Here is a 15,257-nt window from a genome sequence, read left to right on the forward strand (position 1 = left end):
ACATGTCCAACGCCGCTTCCTTCGGAATCCACGATCTCTCCTTCGCGACGACCGAATACGTCCTGTCGCACGCGGCACTCGCCGAGTACAACGGCACGGAGATCGGCAAGTACCACATAGGCATCGGCCAGCGGTCGATGAGCGTGTGCGCCGCGGACGAGGACATCGTGACCCTGGGGGCCGCCGCCGCGGCCCCGATCATCGCCCGGCACGGTTCCGAACGGATCCGGACGGTGGTCTTCGCGACGGAATCCTCGATCGACCAGGCGAAGTCCGCCGGCATCTACGTGCATTCACTGCTCGGCCTGCAATCGGCCTGCCGCGTCGTCGAACTGAAGCAGGCCTGCTACGGAGCCACGGCCGCCCTGCAATTCGCCATCGGACTCGTACGACGCGACCCCGACCAGCAGGTCCTGGTGATCGCGAGCGACGTCTCCAAGTACGAACTGGACAGCCCCGGCGAGGCGACCCAGGGTGCCGCCGCGGTGGCGATGCTGGTCAGCGCCGACCCCGCCCTGGTCTGCATCGAGAACGCCTCGGGCCTGTTCACCGCCGACGTGATGGACTTCTGGCGGCCGAACTACCGCACCACCGCCCTCGTCGACGGGCAGGAATCCGTCGAAGCGTACCTGCAGGCGGTCGCAGGCAGCTGGAAGGACTACGGCGAGCAGGGCGGGCGCACACTCGACGAGTTCGCCGCGTTCTGCTACCACCAGCCGTTCACAAAGATGGCCTACAAGGCACACCGCCACCTGCTCAACCACGCGGGCCACAGCGCCGACCAGGCCGACATCGAGCACGCCATCGGGCAGACCGTGGCCTACAACACCTCCATCGGCAACAGCTACACCGCCTCGGTGTACCTCGCTCTCGCCGCGCTGCTCGACCAGGCGGACGACCTGACCGACTGGCCCATCGGCTTCCTCAGCTACGGTTCCGGCAGCGTCGCCGAGTTCTTCGCGGGCACGGCCGTCCCCGGCTACCGCGAACACCTGCGGACCGCAGCGAACCTGGCGGCGATAGCCAGGCGCAAGCCGGTCGACCACGCCCGCTATCGCGAGCTGCACGAGTGGTCCTTCCCGGCCGACGGAGGAGACCACCCCACCCCGCAGCAGACCACCGGGCCCTTCCGGCTGGCCGGCGTCAGCGGTCACAAGCGCATCTACCAGGCGGGCTAGAACACCTGCGATCCCGAACACCTGCGGTCCCATGCGTGCGGGGGCAGCCTCCGCGGCTGCTCCCGCACGCGCCCGCCACGGCCGCAGGCCAGTTCTACACACACCGTTCTCCATCCATTTGAGGGGAGGGCAGCCGTATGACCGACGTCAGGATTCTCGGTACGGGTGCCTATGTGCCGGAGCGAATCGTGTCCAATGACGAGGCCGCGGCGGCGGCGGGGGTCGACGACGCGTGGATCACCGACAGGACCGGCATCCGGGAACGGCGATGGGCTGCCGACGGCCAGGCCACCTCGGACCTGGCCACCGCCGCGGGGCGTGCCGCGCTGAGGTCGGCCGGCATCTCCGCCGAGGAGCTGTCCGTGATCGTGGTCGCCACGTCCACACCCGACCGGCCGCAACCGCCCACCGCCGCCTACGTCCAGCAGCGGCTCGGCGCGAGCGGCGCGGCCGCGTTCGACGTCAACGCGGTCTGCTCCGGCACGGTGTTCGCGCTCTCCGCGGCCGAGGGCGTACTCGCCCGCACCGGCGGCCATGCGCTGGTCATCGGTGCGGACCTGTACTCCCGCATCCTGAACCGGGCCGACCGCAGGACCGTGATCCTGTTCGGGGACGGCGCCGGAGCCGTGGTCCTGGGGGCGCCGGTCGACCACGGACCACGTGTCCGGCACCTCTCACTGCACTCGTTCGGCGAACTGTCGGGGCTCATCGAGGTGCCCGCCGGCGGCAGCCGCATGCCGGTGGACCAGACGGTCCTCGACGCAGGGCTCCAGTACTTCGCGATGGACGGGCGAGGCGTGCGGAACTTCGTCGGTGACCACCTGCCGCAGCTGGTCAAGGGATTCCTGCACGAATGCGGTGTCGCGCCCGGCGACATCGACCACTTCGTACCGCACCAGGCCAACGGCACCATGCTGGACAGCGTCTTCGCCGACCTGGCACTGCCTCGCGCGACCATGCACCGCACCCTGACGCACTACGCCAACACGGGAGCCGCCTCCATCCCGATCACCCTGGACGCGGCCGCCCGCGCTGGCGCCTTCACCCCCGGCGACCTGATCCTCCTGGCCGGCTTCGGCGGCGGTATGTCGGCGGGATTCGCGCTGGTCGAGTGGTGAGAAGGTCCGGGCCGGTGGGGAAGCGCCGTAGTGAAGTTCCACCCTGCGGTTGGACACTCTCCGTCTACGCTGCGAGGGTGTCGTTCCGCGTGAACGCGCGGACGCCGTAGGCGCCCCGGGAGGCGAGGTGGATCACCGCGATCTCGGCGGCCAGGAGGTCTTCGGCCCGTTCGCGGGCGCGACGGTCCTGTTCGCGGGCCCGCCAGGCGTAGAAGGAGGAGCGGGCGATCCCCAGCGCCCGGCAGATCCGCTTGACGCCGAAGGCGCCATGGTGGTCCTCAACGAAACGGAAGCGGATCACCGATTCGTCTCGGCCGCGAAATAGGCGGCCGCCTTGCGCAGGATCTCGATCGTCTTCTGCTGCTCGAGGTTCTGCCGACGAAGTCGGGCGAGCTCCTCGCGCTCGGGGCTGGTCAGGTCACCGGGCCGGCCCTCGCCCCGATCGGTGCGGTCCTGCTTGACCCAGCCCCGCAGCCCCTCCGGGCTGACCCCCAGCTCCCGGGCGATCTCGGTGACGTTCCGGTGCGGAGAAGACCGGACGAGCGCGACCGCGTCCCTCTTGAACTCCGCCGTGTACCGCTTACTCATGTTGCCGTTGCTTCCCACCTGAAACTGCTTCCTCCGGGCTCACATGTCCCAGCCTCCAGGTGTCCAGCCCCAGGGCGGAATTTCAGTCCTTGCCACCACCCGTCGTTCGGACCGGCTCGACGACCTCGAGCGCCGAGGCATCGACCACCCGCTCCTGGACACCGGCGAAATCTCCGACGCCGTACGGAAGTTATACCCGCAGGGCGTCGACGCCGCCCTGGAACTCGTCGGCACCCCCACCCTGCCCGACACCCCACGCAGTACAACCGGCCCGGACTTCACCTCCTACCGGCGATCGTAGGCAGGCCTGCCCGCCTACGATCGCCGCCGAGCGTCGAACGGCACCAGACACCTGGAGCAGGCCGCAGTCGGTGGGCCCCGCCGGCCAGGTCGGGCACGTCCCGCCGGTACAGCTGCGCGACAGCTGTCATGGGGATTGGGTCGGTTCTCGCCAGCCATGGGGCATGCCGTCCAGCGAAGCCAGAACCTCCCGCTCGGGGTCCGTCAGCCCGGGGTCGATTCCGTCCTCGAGAGTGCGCCCCAGGCCTTGGTCAGAATCTGCCGCCGGAGCCGGACCTCCTCCATCCGCTCACCCGTGCTCTGCTTGCGCGGGTGCGTACACACGGGCCACGGCTCGTCGGCCGGCCAGAGCATCGGTCCGCCCGCGGAGCTGTCTCGCATGCAGGGGGTTCTGAGTCGAGGTGCTCACGTCCGGGTACCGCCGTCATGAAGTTGCTGCTGATTAGCCACGGGACCCGGCTTGGAGGCCATTGTCGTTTGGCTATTCAGTTATCGCTCGAAGTCGAACACTGCGGTGACGGGTGCGTGGTCGGACCACCGCTCGGCGTGGGTGGCGGCGCGTTCGACGTAGGCCTCGACGGCTTTGTCGGCCAGGGTTTTCGTGGAAACAACCAGATCGATGCGCCAGCCGGAGTCGTTGTCGAAGGCGCGGCCGCGGTAGGACCACCAGGAGTAGGGGCCGGTGCGGTCGGGGTGGAGGGCGCGGACGACGTCGACGTAGCCGGCCTCGTCGTAGACGCGGGAGAGCCAGGCGCGCTCTTCGGGGAGGAATCCGGCGGACTTCTGGTTGGCCTTCCAGTTCTTGAGGTCCTCGGGCCGGTGGGCGATGTTCCAGTCGCCGCAGACGACGACCTCGCGGCCGTCGGCGGCGGCGCGGGTGCGCAGGGCGGTGAGGTGGACGAGGAATTCCGCCATGAAGCGTTCCTTCTCGTCCTGGCGTTCGGTGCCGACTTCACCGGAGGGGAGGTAGAGGCTGGCGACGGTCAGGCCGGGGAGGTCGATTTCGACGTACCTGCCCGCATCGTCGAATTCCTCGGAGCCGAATCCGATCACCGTGCGCTGCGGCTTCTCGCGGGAGAGGATGGCGACGCCGGCCCGGCCCTTGGTGGCGGCCGGGGCCCAGACCGCGTGCCAGCCGTCGAGGTCGCGCAGTTCGGCGGGCAGCTGCTCGGGCTCGGAGCGCACCTCCTGCAGGCAGACCACGTCGGCCTCGGTGCCGGCCAGCCATTCGACGAAGCCCTTCCTGGCCGCTGCCCGGATTCCGTTCACGTTCACACTCGTCACCACGATCACCCGGGCAGCCTACCGACTGGTCGTTCCCGACCCGAATCGTGACGCGCGGGGCCGATGGCCGGGGTGGCCGGGCCCCGCGGAATGTGGACTCCGGGATTCCGGCGGAGGTGGATGCGGAGGTGGATGGTGACAGTGACTGACAGGACCTGTCGTGAACGCGGCATGAAGATGTGCGACAGTCCCATCAAGCCGCGCCATTGGTCTTGACCATCTTCGGACGGAGCGCCTAGGGTCACTTACTGCAAGGACCTTTAATAAAGAAGGACGGATAAAGGCCCGCTCTCCCACCTGCCGCAACTGCGGACGGTGGGCCCGGGATCCGCCCTCCTTGTCTCAGGGCGGACAGCATCAGGGTGGAGGACGCGGTGGGGACGACAGGACAGCTTTCTGCGGTGCCGGAGCCGAAGTACTGGCACCTGCGCACGGTGCTGCTGCGGGCCATCGACTCGGAGTTCTCCATCGGTCAGGTGCTGCCCAACGAGCGCGAGCTCTCGGCCCGCTTCGGCGTCGCCCGGGCCACGCTGCGGCAGGCGCTCGACCAGCTGGAGCTGGAGGGCCGCCTGGTGCGCCGCCGGGGGATCGGCACCCTGATCGCCGCCCCGCGGGTCGGCGTCCCGGTCAACCGGCAGGAGGAGGGCTGGCCCGGCGCCGCGCGCAGCCAGTCCTGGCGGACGCTCGACTGCACCACCGCCCCCGCCTCCGCGCAGCTGGCCAAGGGCCTGGGCATCGCCGAGGGTGCGACGGTGCACACCGTGCGCCGGGTCCGGCTGGTGGAGGGCCGCGCGGTGGCCACCGAGGCGCTGCACGTTCCGGCCGCCGCCCTGCCGCACCTGCCCGGCTTCCGCGCCGAGAGCGACCGCGCCCGTTCGGTGCTGCGCCAGCTGGAGCGCCTGGAGGTGGACGGCGAGTCCCGCTCGGTCGAGCTGGGCGTCGCCGAGGCCGAACAGGCCGCTCTGCTGGAGCGCCCGCCCGGCGCCCCGGTCCTGGTCATGACCACCCAGTACGCCGCGGCCGGCCGGCTGGTGGCGCTGGGCGTCGCCACGTACCGGGCGGACACCTGCAAGCTGACCTTCGGCGAGGCCGGACTCGTCGAGGTCACCCCGGTCGGTGCGACGGCCGAGGTCCGCACCGCCTCCTGAACCATCCTCCGAACACCCTCAGGTCGAGGCCCGGACGCCAACTGGCGTCCGGGCCTTTGCCGTTGACCGGCATAGCATCGGAGGCTCCGGCAGTGCGGAGGGGGAGGACGGGGTCGTGAACCTGGTCGTGGAGCTGTGGGCGAAGTCGGAGATACCGGCGTACGGCGGGCTGTTCAGGGCGGACGGAACGGCGCGGGAGGTGTTCTTCGACGGGCCCGGCTCGCTGCACCTGGAGCTGGGCGAGCCGTTCGAGGTCGAGGAGCCCAGGTACGAGCACGAGATCGACGTGGACGGCGAGGCCGAGCTGCCGGACGGGCGGGGGTTCGTCTGCTGCGGCAGCGGGGGCATGGGCGACGAGGGCTTCCTCGCCCGGCTCGACGGGCGGCGCCGACTGGTGTGGGTGCTGACGTCGACCGAGGGCAACCCGTTCCTCCGGGTGTCCGTCGAGTGGCCGCTGGCGCACTTCGTCAACGACTGGGGCACCGTCCTCACCCTCGACCTGACCGACCCGGACTACGCACCGTGACGGCGGAGCGGTTCCGATGACAGCCCAGCCCCCCAGCCCCCCAGCCCCCCGGCCCCGCAGCCCCCCGGCCCCCAGCTCCCCGGCCCCGCAGGCCGGCCCCGCGCCGCGCCCGACGTCAGGCCCGGGGCGGGTCCACCGCGAAGAGCTGCTCCTCGACGTGGTCCAGGGCGACGCGCAGGGCGCCCATCGCCACCACCTCCGAACCGAGGGCCGCCAGGGCGACCTCCGGGGCGCGCAGGGTGAACTGGGACAGGCGTTCGCGCAGCGGGTCCAGGACGCCGTCGAGGCCGGCCGCCCAGCCGCCGATCACCACCAGCTGCGGGTCGATGGCGAGGACCAGCGCGGCGACGCCCTGGACGAGGCGGGTGAGGAAGCGGTCCATGGCGACCTTGGCGACCTCGTCGCCCTCCCGGGCCAGCCGCAGCACACGGGCCACGGCGGCCTCGTCCAGCGGGTTGAGGGGCTTTCCGGTGGTGGACAGCAGGCGCTCGGGGGTGACCTCCTGGCCGAGCAGGTGCAGGGCGCCGATCTCGCCGGCCGCGCCGCCGAACCCGCGGTGCAGCCTGCCGCCGATGAGGGAGCCGGCGCCGGGGCTGAGGCCGGCCATCACGAAGACGACGTCGTCGGCGCCGACCGCCGCCCCCTGCCAGTGCTCGGCGATGGCGGCCAGGTTGGCGTCGTTCTCGATCAGGACGGGGCAGCGGAAGGAGCGCCGCAGCCGGGCCCCGAGGTCGAGCCCGGTCCAGCCGGGCATCGCGGTGCCCAGTTGGACGGTGCCCTCGCGGTCCACGATGCCGGGGGTGCCGATGCCGACCGACCACAGGTTGTCCCGGGAGATGCCGGCCTTGCGCAGCACCTCGGCGACGGCGGTGCGGACGGCGGCGAGCCGGTCCTCGGCGTCGAGGGTCTCGTCGACCGGCTTGAAGTGACTGCCCACCACCTCGCCGGTGAGGTCGGCCAGGATGACCCGGATGTCGTGCACGCCGATCTCGATGCCGAGGATGTGCCCGGCCTCGGCGCGGAAGCGGAACCAGCGGGCCGGGCGGCCGCGGCGGCCGGGGCCCGGCTGGCCCTCCTCCCGCGGCTGCTCGACCTCGGCGACCAGCCCGGTCTCGACCAGACCCTCGATCACGCCCTCGACGGTCGGGCGGGAGAGCCCGGTCTCGCCGACGAGCTGAGTGAGGGTCACGGAGTGGCCGTTGCGCAGCGCCCGGAGCGTGACCGCCGCGTTGATCCGCCGCAGCAGCGAGGAGTCTCCTCCGGTGAGCCGATCCGCCAATGCGATGCCCTTCGCCGTTCGCGCGACTGCCCTGGCGCGCGGTGTCGAGTGCGCGGTGCCCACCGAGTGGCCCGCGGGGGTGCAACCCCCGGAGAACGCGGCACGGCGGCAGGGGGCCGCCTGCGCGAGGGCCGGAGGACATGCGGAGCCTACCCGGGGACGGAGCCGGGCGGCGAGGATCCTCGCAGCTCATCCAGGCTTCGGTATCGAAATGGTACGGATCGGGTGGCGGTGCGTGATCCGGACTTCACCGCTCGGCCACGGTGGGCGGGTGGGCGAGCCGCCGGGACAGCACCGACGGGAGGGAACGCTCCGACAGCAGCGAGCCGAGGCCGCGCCGGGAGCCGGCCGACAGGACGCTGAGGGCGGAGCAGGCCGAGCCGATCGAGCCGAGGGAGAGGACGGATCCGATCGAGCCGATGGACAGCACCGACCCGATCGAGCCGATGGACAGCACCGACCCGATCGAGCCGAGGGAGAGGACGGATCCGATCGAGCCGGTCGACAGCACCGACCCGATCGAGCCGATCGACCGGACGGACACGATGGAGCCGATCGAGCGGAGGGAGCCGATGGACCCGCGGGCGGGTCGGGCCGGAAGCGCGGAAGTGGTCATGACCCTTGAGAGTAGCCAGCCGCACCCCCGGGCGTCCGTCAGTCCACCCGGGCCGCGAACAGCCGCTGCCCCAGCAGTGCCATCGGGTGCTCGTCCTCCGGCAGGGTCAGCACGGTCGGGCAGCCCGCGGCGGCCAGTGCGGCCCGCCAGTGCTCCGCCGGGCGGGCGGTGGGGCCGTGGGCGTCGCCGGTGATCAGCAGGTCGAGTTGTTCGGCGGTGGGCGCGAGCAGCAGCAGCCGGCCGCCGGGGGAGAGCAGTCGGACCAGGGCCGTCACCTCCTGCTCCGGTTCTCCGGCCACGGTGGCGGCCACGGTCGAGGCAGAGGCAGAGGCAGAGGCAGAGGCCGAAGCCGGAACAGGGGCCGGAGCCGGAGCCGCTGTCACCGTGGCGACGACGACGTCGTAGCGCCCGCCGTCGGGAACGGCGTGGTGCTCGACGGCATGTCGGGGCCGAGTGGCGGCGGCGAGGGCGCGGGCGACGGCGGGTTCGCCGCCCTCGGGGTCGAGTTCGAGCACGCGCAGCGGCCCGGGCCCCTGGTGGGCCTCGGCGGTGCCGCGCACCAGCGCGCCGAGGGCGGCGCCGAGGTAACCGCGGGCGGCGGCCCGGCGGACCGGGGTGGCGGCCGGCCGGGGGGCCTCCTGGCCGGTGATCACCCGGGGCAGCCGCAGGGCGTCGCGCCGGACCCGGGTGAGGGCGGCGGCCGGGCCGAGCCCGTCGGCCCAGGTCTCGACCGCGGGGCGCCAGGTGTCGCGGACCTCGGCGGCGGCCTTGCCGGGCCGGCCGCGGAAGACCGGGCCCTGGGCGCCGCCGTCCTGGCGGGTGATCAGGCCGTGCCGGGCGAGCGCGTCCAGCCAGCGGGCGACGCGGGGGCGCTGGGCGGGGGTGACCATGGCCGCGGCGAGCACTTCGGCCTCGGGGTGGCCGCGGGCGGGGTCGGTGAGCACGCCGCTCTGCTGGAGGGTGTGCAGCAGTGCGGCGAGTACGGCCCGGTCGAGCTGGGCGCCGAAGTCGCGGATCTGCGCGGCGGTGATGCCGATGCTGTGCTTCCAGGCGGCGGCCGTGGCGTTCTCGGTGTCGGCGCGCAGCCGGCGGTCAGCGGCCTCGGCGTTGCTGTCGGGGGCGCGGACGTGGGCGAGGACGGCCCCGAGGGCGTCGACGGCGGTGTAGACGTCCTCCTGTCGGGGTTCGGGGCCGACGTGCAGGACCAGGCGCAGCGCGCCGAGGTCGTGGGCGGTGAGGTCGGGTTGCCGGCTGAGCGGCCAGAGCAGGGCGGAGGGCAGGCTGAGGTGGGTGGTCCGGGCGGCGGCGACGGCCCGGAGCTGCTGTTCGGGCCGTTGGTCGGGGTCGCCGCAGTGGACGGTGCCGCCGGCCAGGAGGGTGGCGAGGGCGAGGTCGACGGCGAGGTCGGTCACGGGGTGGAGCACGGTGTGCCGGATGGGGGGCGTGCCGAGGACGCCGGCCCAGTAGCGCAGCCGCTGTTCGGCGGCCCGGGCGGCGGAGGGCGGGAGTGCGGCGTGCTCGGCGACGCGCCGGGCGAGGGCGCGGGGCAGGCCGCCCGGCGGGGAGACGCCGAGCAGCAGGCCGATGCCGCTGATCGCGCGCCCGTCGGCGACGACGGCGGGTCGGTCGCCGAGTTCGCGCAGCGCGCTGACCAGGGCGGGAGTCGTGGGCACGGTGATCACTCCGGGGTGCGGGGCGGAAACCGCACTACTGAACCATGGGGGCGGGGCGGTGAAGGCCGGTGGCAAGTCAAACTTCTGTAATGATTTTCATATCGGACAGCCAAGCTGTCGAGGCGAAGTCGCCTCGAAGCGGTCGGAACTTCACATTCCGGAAGCCTCGTGCGATCCCTTGACAGGTGGTTCGGGTACTGGATCAATGGAGCGAACGGGGCTGACCGAACGATCGGTCGGTGTCCCTGGCAGGGGAACCCCGGCCGAGCAGCGAAGGAGCGACGATGACCGGCACCGCACCCGTCCCGCACCGACACCTCGGGGAGGCGATCCCGCCGGAGCTCCTGGACGCCGGTGAGCGGATGACCCCGGACGAGCTGCGCGCCCACCAGCTCACCCGGCTGCGGGCCACCCTGCGGCACGCGTACGACAACGTCGAGCTCTACCGCCGCAAGTTCGACGCCGCCGGGGTCCGCCCCGAGGACTGCCGCACCCTGGACGACCTCGCCCGCTTCCCCTTCACCACCAAGGCCGACCTGCGCGAGGGCTACCCCTTCGGCATGTTCGCCGTCCCGATGGAGCAGGTCCGCCGGATCCACGCCTCCAGCGGCACCACCGGGCTGCCGACCGTGGTCGGCTACACCGACAACGACCTCTCCATGTGGGCCGACGTGGTCGCCCGCTCGATCCGCGCGGCCGGCGGCCGGCCCGGCGACAAGGTGCACATCGCCTACGGCTACGGGCTGTTCACCGGCGGCCTCGGCGCCCACTACGGCGCCGAGCGGGCCGGCTGCACCGTCATCCCGGCCTCCGGCGGCATGACGGCCCGCCAGGTGCGGCTGATCCTGGACTTCGAACCCGAGATCATCATGGTCACCCCGTCCTACCTGCTGACCCTCCTGGACGAGTTCGAGAAGCAGGGCGTCGACCCGCGCGGCACCTCGCTGCGGGTCGGCATCTTCGGGGCCGAGCCCTGGACGGAGGAGATGCGGCGCGAGATCGAGGAACGGCTCGACCTGCACGCCGTCGACATCTACGGCCTCTCCGAGGTGGTCGGCCCCGGCATCGCCCAGGAATGCGTGGAGACCAAGGACGGGCTGCACATCTGGGAGGACCACTTCTACCCGGAGGTCGTCGACCCGTTCACCGACGAGGTGCTGCCGGAGGGGGAGGGCGGCGAACTGGTCTTCACCTCGCTCACCAAGGAGGCCCTGCCGATCATCCGCTACCGCACCCGCGACCTCAGCCGGCTGCTGCCCGGCACCGCGCGGCCGGCCTTCCGCCGGATGGAGAAGGTCACCGGGCGCAGCGACGACATGATCATCCTGCGCGGGGTGAACGTCTTCCCGACCCAGATCGAGGAGATCCTGCTGCGCACCCCGGGCGTCGCGCCGCACTTCCAGCTGCGGCTCGGCCGGCAGGGGCGGCTGGACCACATGACCGTCCGGGTGGAGGCCCGGCCGGAAGCCTCCGCCGAGCAGCGGGCGGCGGCGCGGGCGGCGATCGTCCGGGCGGTGAAGGACGGGGTGGGGATCACCGTCGCGGCCGAGGTGGTGGACCCGTACACGCTGGAGCGCTCGGTCGGGAAGATCAAGCGGGTGGTGGACGAGCGCGGGTGAACGAGCGGGGGTGAACCCGGCCGTCGGGCACACGGGTGGGGGCGTCCCGCCGGACGGGTGGCGGGGAGCACCCCCGCGCGGGCTCTATGCTGCGGGGCATGCCGAGTGAGCTGCGCACTCTTCAGCCCGCCGAGGACCTCGCCTTCGTCCGGCGGGAGACCGAGCTGAAGCCCGTCCCCTTCGTGCCCGAGATCAGCCTGCACATGGCCGAGGACGCCATCGCCCTGTGGGAGACCACCGAGCGGGCGCGCGGGGAGGACGGGCTGCCGCCGCCGTTCTGGGCCTTCGCCTGGGCGGGCGGGGTGGCGGTCGCCCGCTACGTGCTGGACCACCCCGAACTGGTCGCCGGCCGTACGGTGTTGGACGTCGCGGCCGGCTCCGGGCTGGTCGGGGTGGCCGCCGCGCTGCGCGGGGCCACGGACGTGCGCGCCGCCGAGATCGACGCCTACGCGGTGGCCGCGATCGGGCTGAACGCCGAGGCCAACGGGGTGCGGGTGGACGGCGCGCTGGTGGACCTGGTGGACGGCGACGGCGGTCCCGCCGAGGTGGTGCTCGCGGGCGACGTCTTCTACGAACGGGTCATGGCCGCCCGCTTCCTGCCCTTCCTGGAGCGGGCCGCGGCGCGCGGCGCGACCGTGGTCGTCGGCGACCCGGGCCGGGCCTACCTGCCCCGCGAGCGGTTCACCGCGGTGGCGGCCTACCAGGTGCCGGTGGTCGCGGACCTGGAGGACACCGCGGTCAAGACCACGACGGTGTGGCGGCTCGGCTGACGGTCGGGGGCGTGGCGGCAGGGGCGCCGTCCGGACGGCCGCCGAGCGCTGGCGGCCGGTTCCGGGGCGTGGTCGGCTGGGAGCGATGCGTGTGCGAACGGCATCGTCCGGTGACGTTCGGCACCGTTCCGGCGCACCGCCGGACCCGCTCACCCGACAGGGGACCACCATGACCACCACCGTGAACGGACTCAGGCTCGCCCCGCCCCAGGCGGTCGCCGACCTGCACGCCGGCCTGCCCGACTTCGAGCAGGCCCTCGCCTTCTACCACCAGCACCTGGCACCGGACACCGCGATCGACCTGTCCGTCGCGGAGAACGTCCTGCTGTACCACCACTCGATGCAGCGGGACGTCTTCGACAAGGTCCGGCTGATCCCCGAGGCGAACATCAAGTACATGGCCCCGGTCGGCATACCGTGGCTGCGTCAGCAGGTGGCGGACCTGCTCACCCGGGCGTTCGGCCGCACGGTCGCGATGGACGACGTGTTCGGCTGCGCCGGGGTCTCCTCCGCGCTGGAGTGCATCGCCTTCGGGCTCATGCGGCGGCAGGGGACGGGCGGCGAGCCGCTCAAGCCGGGGGACGAGGTGCTGATCCCGGCGCCGTACTGGCAGGGCTTCAACTGGTCGTTCCAGGAACGGCCCAAGCTGAAGTGCGTCCCGGTGCACCTGCCCACCCACGGCGAGGACCGCTACCGGCTCACCCTCAACCTGATCATGAACGCCTACGAGGCGCGGAAGGAGGCGGGGCACAACCCGCGGCTGCTCGTCCTCACCAATCCGCACAACCCGTTGGGTGTCAACTACCCCAAGGAACTGCTCGACGAGATCTACGACTGGGCGCTCGCGCACACCGATCTGCACATCATTTCCGACGAGATCTACTGTCATTCCCAACTCGACACCGGTACGACGCCGTTCACCAGCGCGATGGCCCTGGACGCGTACCAGCGGCATGCCGACCGGATCCACGTGGTCTGGGGCTTCGCCAAGGACTTCGGGCTGTCCGGCTTCCGCACGGGATTCGTCGTCTCCAAGAACGAGGCCGTGCACCGCGCCATGCTCGGCAGCGACGACCCGGCCGAGCAGACCCGCGCACTGCCCTGGTTCACCCCGTTCGACTCGCTGAAGACCTACGTCGTCGGGGAGTTGTTCAAGACCACCCTCGACGGGGAGCCGTACCCCGTGCGCGCGATGCGCGACTACCGCGGACTGCTGAGCGCGAGCTTCCGCAGGACCAAGGACGCCCTGGACGCCGCCGGGATCGAGTACGTCCACCGGGACGGCGACAACGCCGCGATGTTCTTCTGGCTCGACCTCAGCAGGTACTTGGGCAAGCGCGCGCCCGGTGAGCACGTGAACGGGCTTCCGGCCATCGGGCCGGACGGGCTCGACCCGAACGAGGAGTGGCTGTTCCGCTACCTCGCCGCCAAACCCACCGAGGTCTCCCTGCTGCCCGGCGGGACCATGCACAACGCGGAGCCGGGCTTCTTCCGGCTCTGCTTCACCAGCCGGATGCCCGAGGACGTCGAGGCGGCGGTGCGGCGGGTGGCCGTGGCGCTGCAGCAGCTGAAGTAGCCGGAGCGGCTCAAGCGGCTCAAGCGGCTCAAGCGGCTCAAGTAGCCGTACGGCGAGCGGCACCGGGTACGCCCCGGTGCCGCTCTTCGTGAATCAGCCGATCAGCCGCGCAGGCGGGCCAGCCAGGCCTCGACCTCGTCGGAGCGGCGCGGGAGGCCGGCGGAGAGGTTCTCGTTGCCGTCCTCGGTGACGAGGATGTCGTCCTCGATCCGCACCCCGATGCCCCGGTACTCCTCCGGCACCGTCAGGTCGTTCTCCTGGAAGTAGATGCCCGGCTCGACGGTGAGCACCATGCCCGCCACGAGCGGGCCGTCGACGTGCTCCTCGGTGCGGGAGTGGGCGCAGTCGTGGACGTCGATGCCCAGCATGTGCCCGGTGCCGGCCAGGGTGAAGCGGCGGTGCAGGCCCAGCTCGTACACCTTGTCCGCGCTCAGGTCGCCGAACAGGCCCCAGGAGGTGAGGTGTTCGGCGAGCTCGCGCTGGGCGGCGTGGTGGAAGTCGCGGAACTGCCCGCCCGGGCGCACGGCCGCGATACCGGCCTCCTGGGCCGCGTACACGGCGTCGTAGACCTTGCGCTGCAGCTCGGTGAAGCGGCCGCTGACCGGCAGGGTGCGGGTGACGTCGGCGGTGTAGAGGTGGTTGGTCTCCACGCCCGCGTCGAGCAGCAGCAGGTCGCCGGGCCGGGCGTGCCCGCTGTTGCGCACCCAGTGCAGGGTGGTCGCGTGCGGGCCGGCCGCGGCGATGGTGCTGTAGCCCACGTCGTTGCCCTCGACCCGGGCCCGGACGAAGAAGGTGCCCTCGATCAGCCGCTCGGCGGTCTCGGTGTCGGTGCCGAGGACGCGCACCACGTCCTCGAAGCCGCGGGCGGTGGCGGCGCAGGCGAAGCGCAGCTCCTCGATCTCGAACGCGTCCTTGACCAGGCGCAGCCCGGACAGGAAGACCTCGAACTCCTCGTCCCGCTCGGCGACCGCCCGGTCCGCGAGGGCCTCCTCCACGCCCGCGTCGTGGCGGCGCAGCACCCGCGCCGGGCCGGTGGCGGCGCGCAGGTCCGCGCGGACGGTGCGCACGTCCCGGCAGGGCAGGCCGAACAGCCGCTCGCTCTCGGTCAGGCTGTTGCGGCGGCCGTCCCACAGCTCGCCGTGGCCGTCCAGCCAGAACTCGCCGTTGTCGACGCGGGAGCGGTCGCGCAGGTAGAGCACGGCCTCGTGGCCGGCGGCGCCGGTCGGGGTGAGCACCAGGACGCCGTCCTGGGACTGGTCGCCGGTCAGGTAGGCGTAGTCGGAGGAGGGGCGGAACGGGTAGTCGGTGTCGTTGGCCCGGACCTTGGGGTTGCCGGACGGGACCACCAGCAGCTCGCCGGGGAAGGCGGCGGACAGCTCCGCGCGGCGGCGGGCGGTGTGCGCGGCCTGGGGGACGGGCTCCAGGGCGGTGCGCTCGGCGTCGGCCCAGCCCTGCGTCATGCTCTCCGCGAGCTCGTCCGTGACCCCGCGGGTCAGGCCGTTCTTCCGGTACTTGATGGTCTCGGCGGGCTGCGTGGTCTCGGCGGGCTCGGCGGGCTCGGTCACTGAGGTCTCCTGGTGAG

General features: G+C 72.2%; 14 protein-coding genes. 7 read left to right on the plus strand and 7 right to left on the minus strand.

Annotated features, from left to right (window positions below; genetic code table 11):
• The first annotated feature begins 2 nt into the window (after positions 1–2).
• Both ACGFSC_RS09875 and ACGFSC_RS09880 read left to right on the plus strand, forming a co-directional pair.
• Complete coding sequence (locus ACGFSC_RS09875; protein ID WP_359899633.1) at positions 3–1,178, plus strand: hydroxymethylglutaryl-CoA synthase; 1,176 nt, start codon at positions 3–5, stop codon at positions 1,176–1,178.
• Positions 1,179–1,315: 137 nt separating this feature from the next.
• Positions 1,316–2,296, plus strand: coding sequence for a ketoacyl-ACP synthase III (locus ACGFSC_RS09880; RefSeq protein WP_359899631.1), 981 nt, complete (start codon positions 1,316–1,318; stop codon positions 2,294–2,296).
• Positions 2,297–2,360: 64 nt separating this feature from the next.
• On the opposite strand, the gene ACGFSC_RS09885 is transcribed toward ACGFSC_RS09880, so the two are convergent.
• The 3 genes from ACGFSC_RS09885 to ACGFSC_RS09895 form a co-directional block, all read right to left on the minus strand.
• Positions 2,361–2,597 carry a hypothetical protein gene (locus ACGFSC_RS09885; RefSeq protein ID WP_359899629.1) on the minus strand — a complete coding sequence of 79 codons (237 nt, stop codon included), beginning with the start codon at positions 2,595–2,597 and terminating at the stop codon, positions 2,361–2,363.
• A complete protein-coding gene (locus ACGFSC_RS09890; protein ID WP_072653749.1) occupies positions 2,594–2,884 on the minus strand; it encodes a transposase in 291 nt (96 codons plus the stop codon). Before ACGFSC_RS09890 ends, ACGFSC_RS09885 begins: the two co-directional genes overlap by 4 nt.
• Before the next feature lie 789 nt (positions 2,885–3,673).
• The gene (locus ACGFSC_RS09895; protein ID WP_359899627.1) at positions 3,674–4,477 is read right to left on the minus strand and encodes an exodeoxyribonuclease III; all 804 of its coding nucleotides are present in this window, start codon (positions 4,475–4,477) and stop codon (positions 3,674–3,676) included.
• A 365-nt stretch (positions 4,478–4,842) separates the two neighbouring features.
• Between ACGFSC_RS09895 and ACGFSC_RS09900 the strand changes: the two genes are divergently transcribed.
• Complete coding sequence (locus ACGFSC_RS09900; protein ID WP_359899721.1) at positions 4,843–5,616, plus strand: GntR family transcriptional regulator; 774 nt, start codon at positions 4,843–4,845, stop codon at positions 5,614–5,616.
• Between the two features lie 115 nt (positions 5,617–5,731).
• On the plus strand, positions 5,732–6,142 hold the full coding sequence (locus tag ACGFSC_RS09905) for a hypothetical protein (RefSeq protein WP_359899625.1): 411 nt from the start codon (positions 5,732–5,734) through the stop codon (positions 6,140–6,142).
• Positions 6,143–6,257: 115 nt separating this feature from the next.
• Here ACGFSC_RS09905 and ACGFSC_RS09910 read toward each other — a convergent pair whose 3' ends face one another.
• The 3 genes from ACGFSC_RS09910 to ACGFSC_RS09920 all read right to left on the minus strand — a co-directional run bounded on the left by ACGFSC_RS09910 (position 6,258) and on the right by ACGFSC_RS09920 (position 9,710).
• Positions 6,258–7,421: an ROK family protein gene (locus ACGFSC_RS09910; protein WP_359899623.1), complete on the minus strand. Its 1,164-nt coding sequence runs from the start codon at positions 7,419–7,421 to the stop codon at positions 6,258–6,260.
• Positions 7,422–7,668: 247 nt separating this feature from the next.
• Positions 7,669–8,037 carry a hypothetical protein gene (locus tag ACGFSC_RS09915; protein WP_359899621.1) on the minus strand — a complete coding sequence of 123 codons (369 nt, stop codon included), beginning with the start codon at positions 8,035–8,037 and terminating at the stop codon, positions 7,669–7,671.
• Positions 8,038–8,075: 38 nt separating this feature from the next.
• Positions 8,076–9,710, minus strand: a complete 1,635-nt coding sequence (locus ACGFSC_RS09920; protein ID WP_359899619.1) for a hypothetical protein — start codon at positions 9,708–9,710, stop codon at positions 8,076–8,078.
• A gap of 284 nt (positions 9,711–9,994) precedes the next feature.
• Here ACGFSC_RS09920 and paaK point away from each other — a divergent pair, with 284 nt between their 5' ends.
• From paaK to ACGFSC_RS09935, 3 genes are all read left to right on the plus strand, one after another.
• Positions 9,995–11,329 (plus strand): phenylacetate--CoA ligase PaaK, encoded by a 1,335-nt coding sequence (gene paaK, locus ACGFSC_RS09925; RefSeq protein ID WP_359899617.1) that lies wholly within the window; start codon positions 9,995–9,997, stop codon positions 11,327–11,329.
• A gap of 98 nt (positions 11,330–11,427) precedes the next feature.
• Positions 11,428–12,099 (plus strand): 50S ribosomal protein L11 methyltransferase, encoded by a 672-nt coding sequence (locus tag ACGFSC_RS09930; protein WP_359899616.1) that lies wholly within the window; start codon positions 11,428–11,430, stop codon positions 12,097–12,099.
• Positions 12,100–12,268: 169 nt separating this feature from the next.
• Positions 12,269–13,675, plus strand: coding sequence for a pyridoxal phosphate-dependent aminotransferase (locus tag ACGFSC_RS09935; protein WP_359899614.1), 1,407 nt, complete (start codon positions 12,269–12,271; stop codon positions 13,673–13,675).
• A 101-nt stretch (positions 13,676–13,776) separates the two neighbouring features.
• On the opposite strand, the gene ACGFSC_RS09940 is transcribed toward ACGFSC_RS09935, so the two are convergent.
• Positions 13,777–15,240: an aminopeptidase P family protein gene (locus ACGFSC_RS09940; RefSeq protein WP_359899612.1), complete on the minus strand. Its 1,464-nt coding sequence runs from the start codon at positions 15,238–15,240 to the stop codon at positions 13,777–13,779.
• Positions 15,241–15,257: the final 17 nt, after the last annotated feature.

This window comes from Kitasatospora sp. NPDC048715, assembly GCF_043198905.1.
GTDB lineage: Bacteria > Actinomycetota > Actinomycetes > Streptomycetales > Streptomycetaceae > Kitasatospora > Kitasatospora lactacystinica.

What these genes read in the sequence shown, in the direction of transcription:
- ACGFSC_RS09880 (WP_359899631.1), top strand. Translation starts at nt 1,316, where the DNA reads ATGACCGACGTCAGGATTCTCGGTACGGGTGCCTATGTGCCGGAGCGA.
- ACGFSC_RS09935 (WP_359899614.1), top strand. Translation starts at nt 12,269, where the DNA reads ATGACCACCACCGTGAACGGACTCAGGCTCGCCCCGCCCCAGGCGGTC.
- ACGFSC_RS09890 (WP_072653749.1), bottom strand. Translation starts at nt 2,884, where the DNA reads ATGAGTAAGCGGTACACGGCGGAGTTCAAGAGGGACGCGGTCGCGCTC.
- ACGFSC_RS09930 (WP_359899616.1), top strand. Translation starts at nt 11,428, where the DNA reads ATGCCGAGTGAGCTGCGCACTCTTCAGCCCGCCGAGGACCTCGCCTTC.
- ACGFSC_RS09875 (WP_359899633.1), top strand. Translation starts at nt 3, where the DNA reads ATGTCCAACGCCGCTTCCTTCGGAATCCACGATCTCTCCTTCGCGACG.
- paaK (WP_359899617.1), top strand. Translation starts at nt 9,995, where the DNA reads ATGACCGGCACCGCACCCGTCCCGCACCGACACCTCGGGGAGGCGATC.
- ACGFSC_RS09915 (WP_359899621.1), bottom strand. Translation starts at nt 8,037, where the DNA reads ATGACCACTTCCGCGCTTCCGGCCCGACCCGCCCGCGGGTCCATCGGC.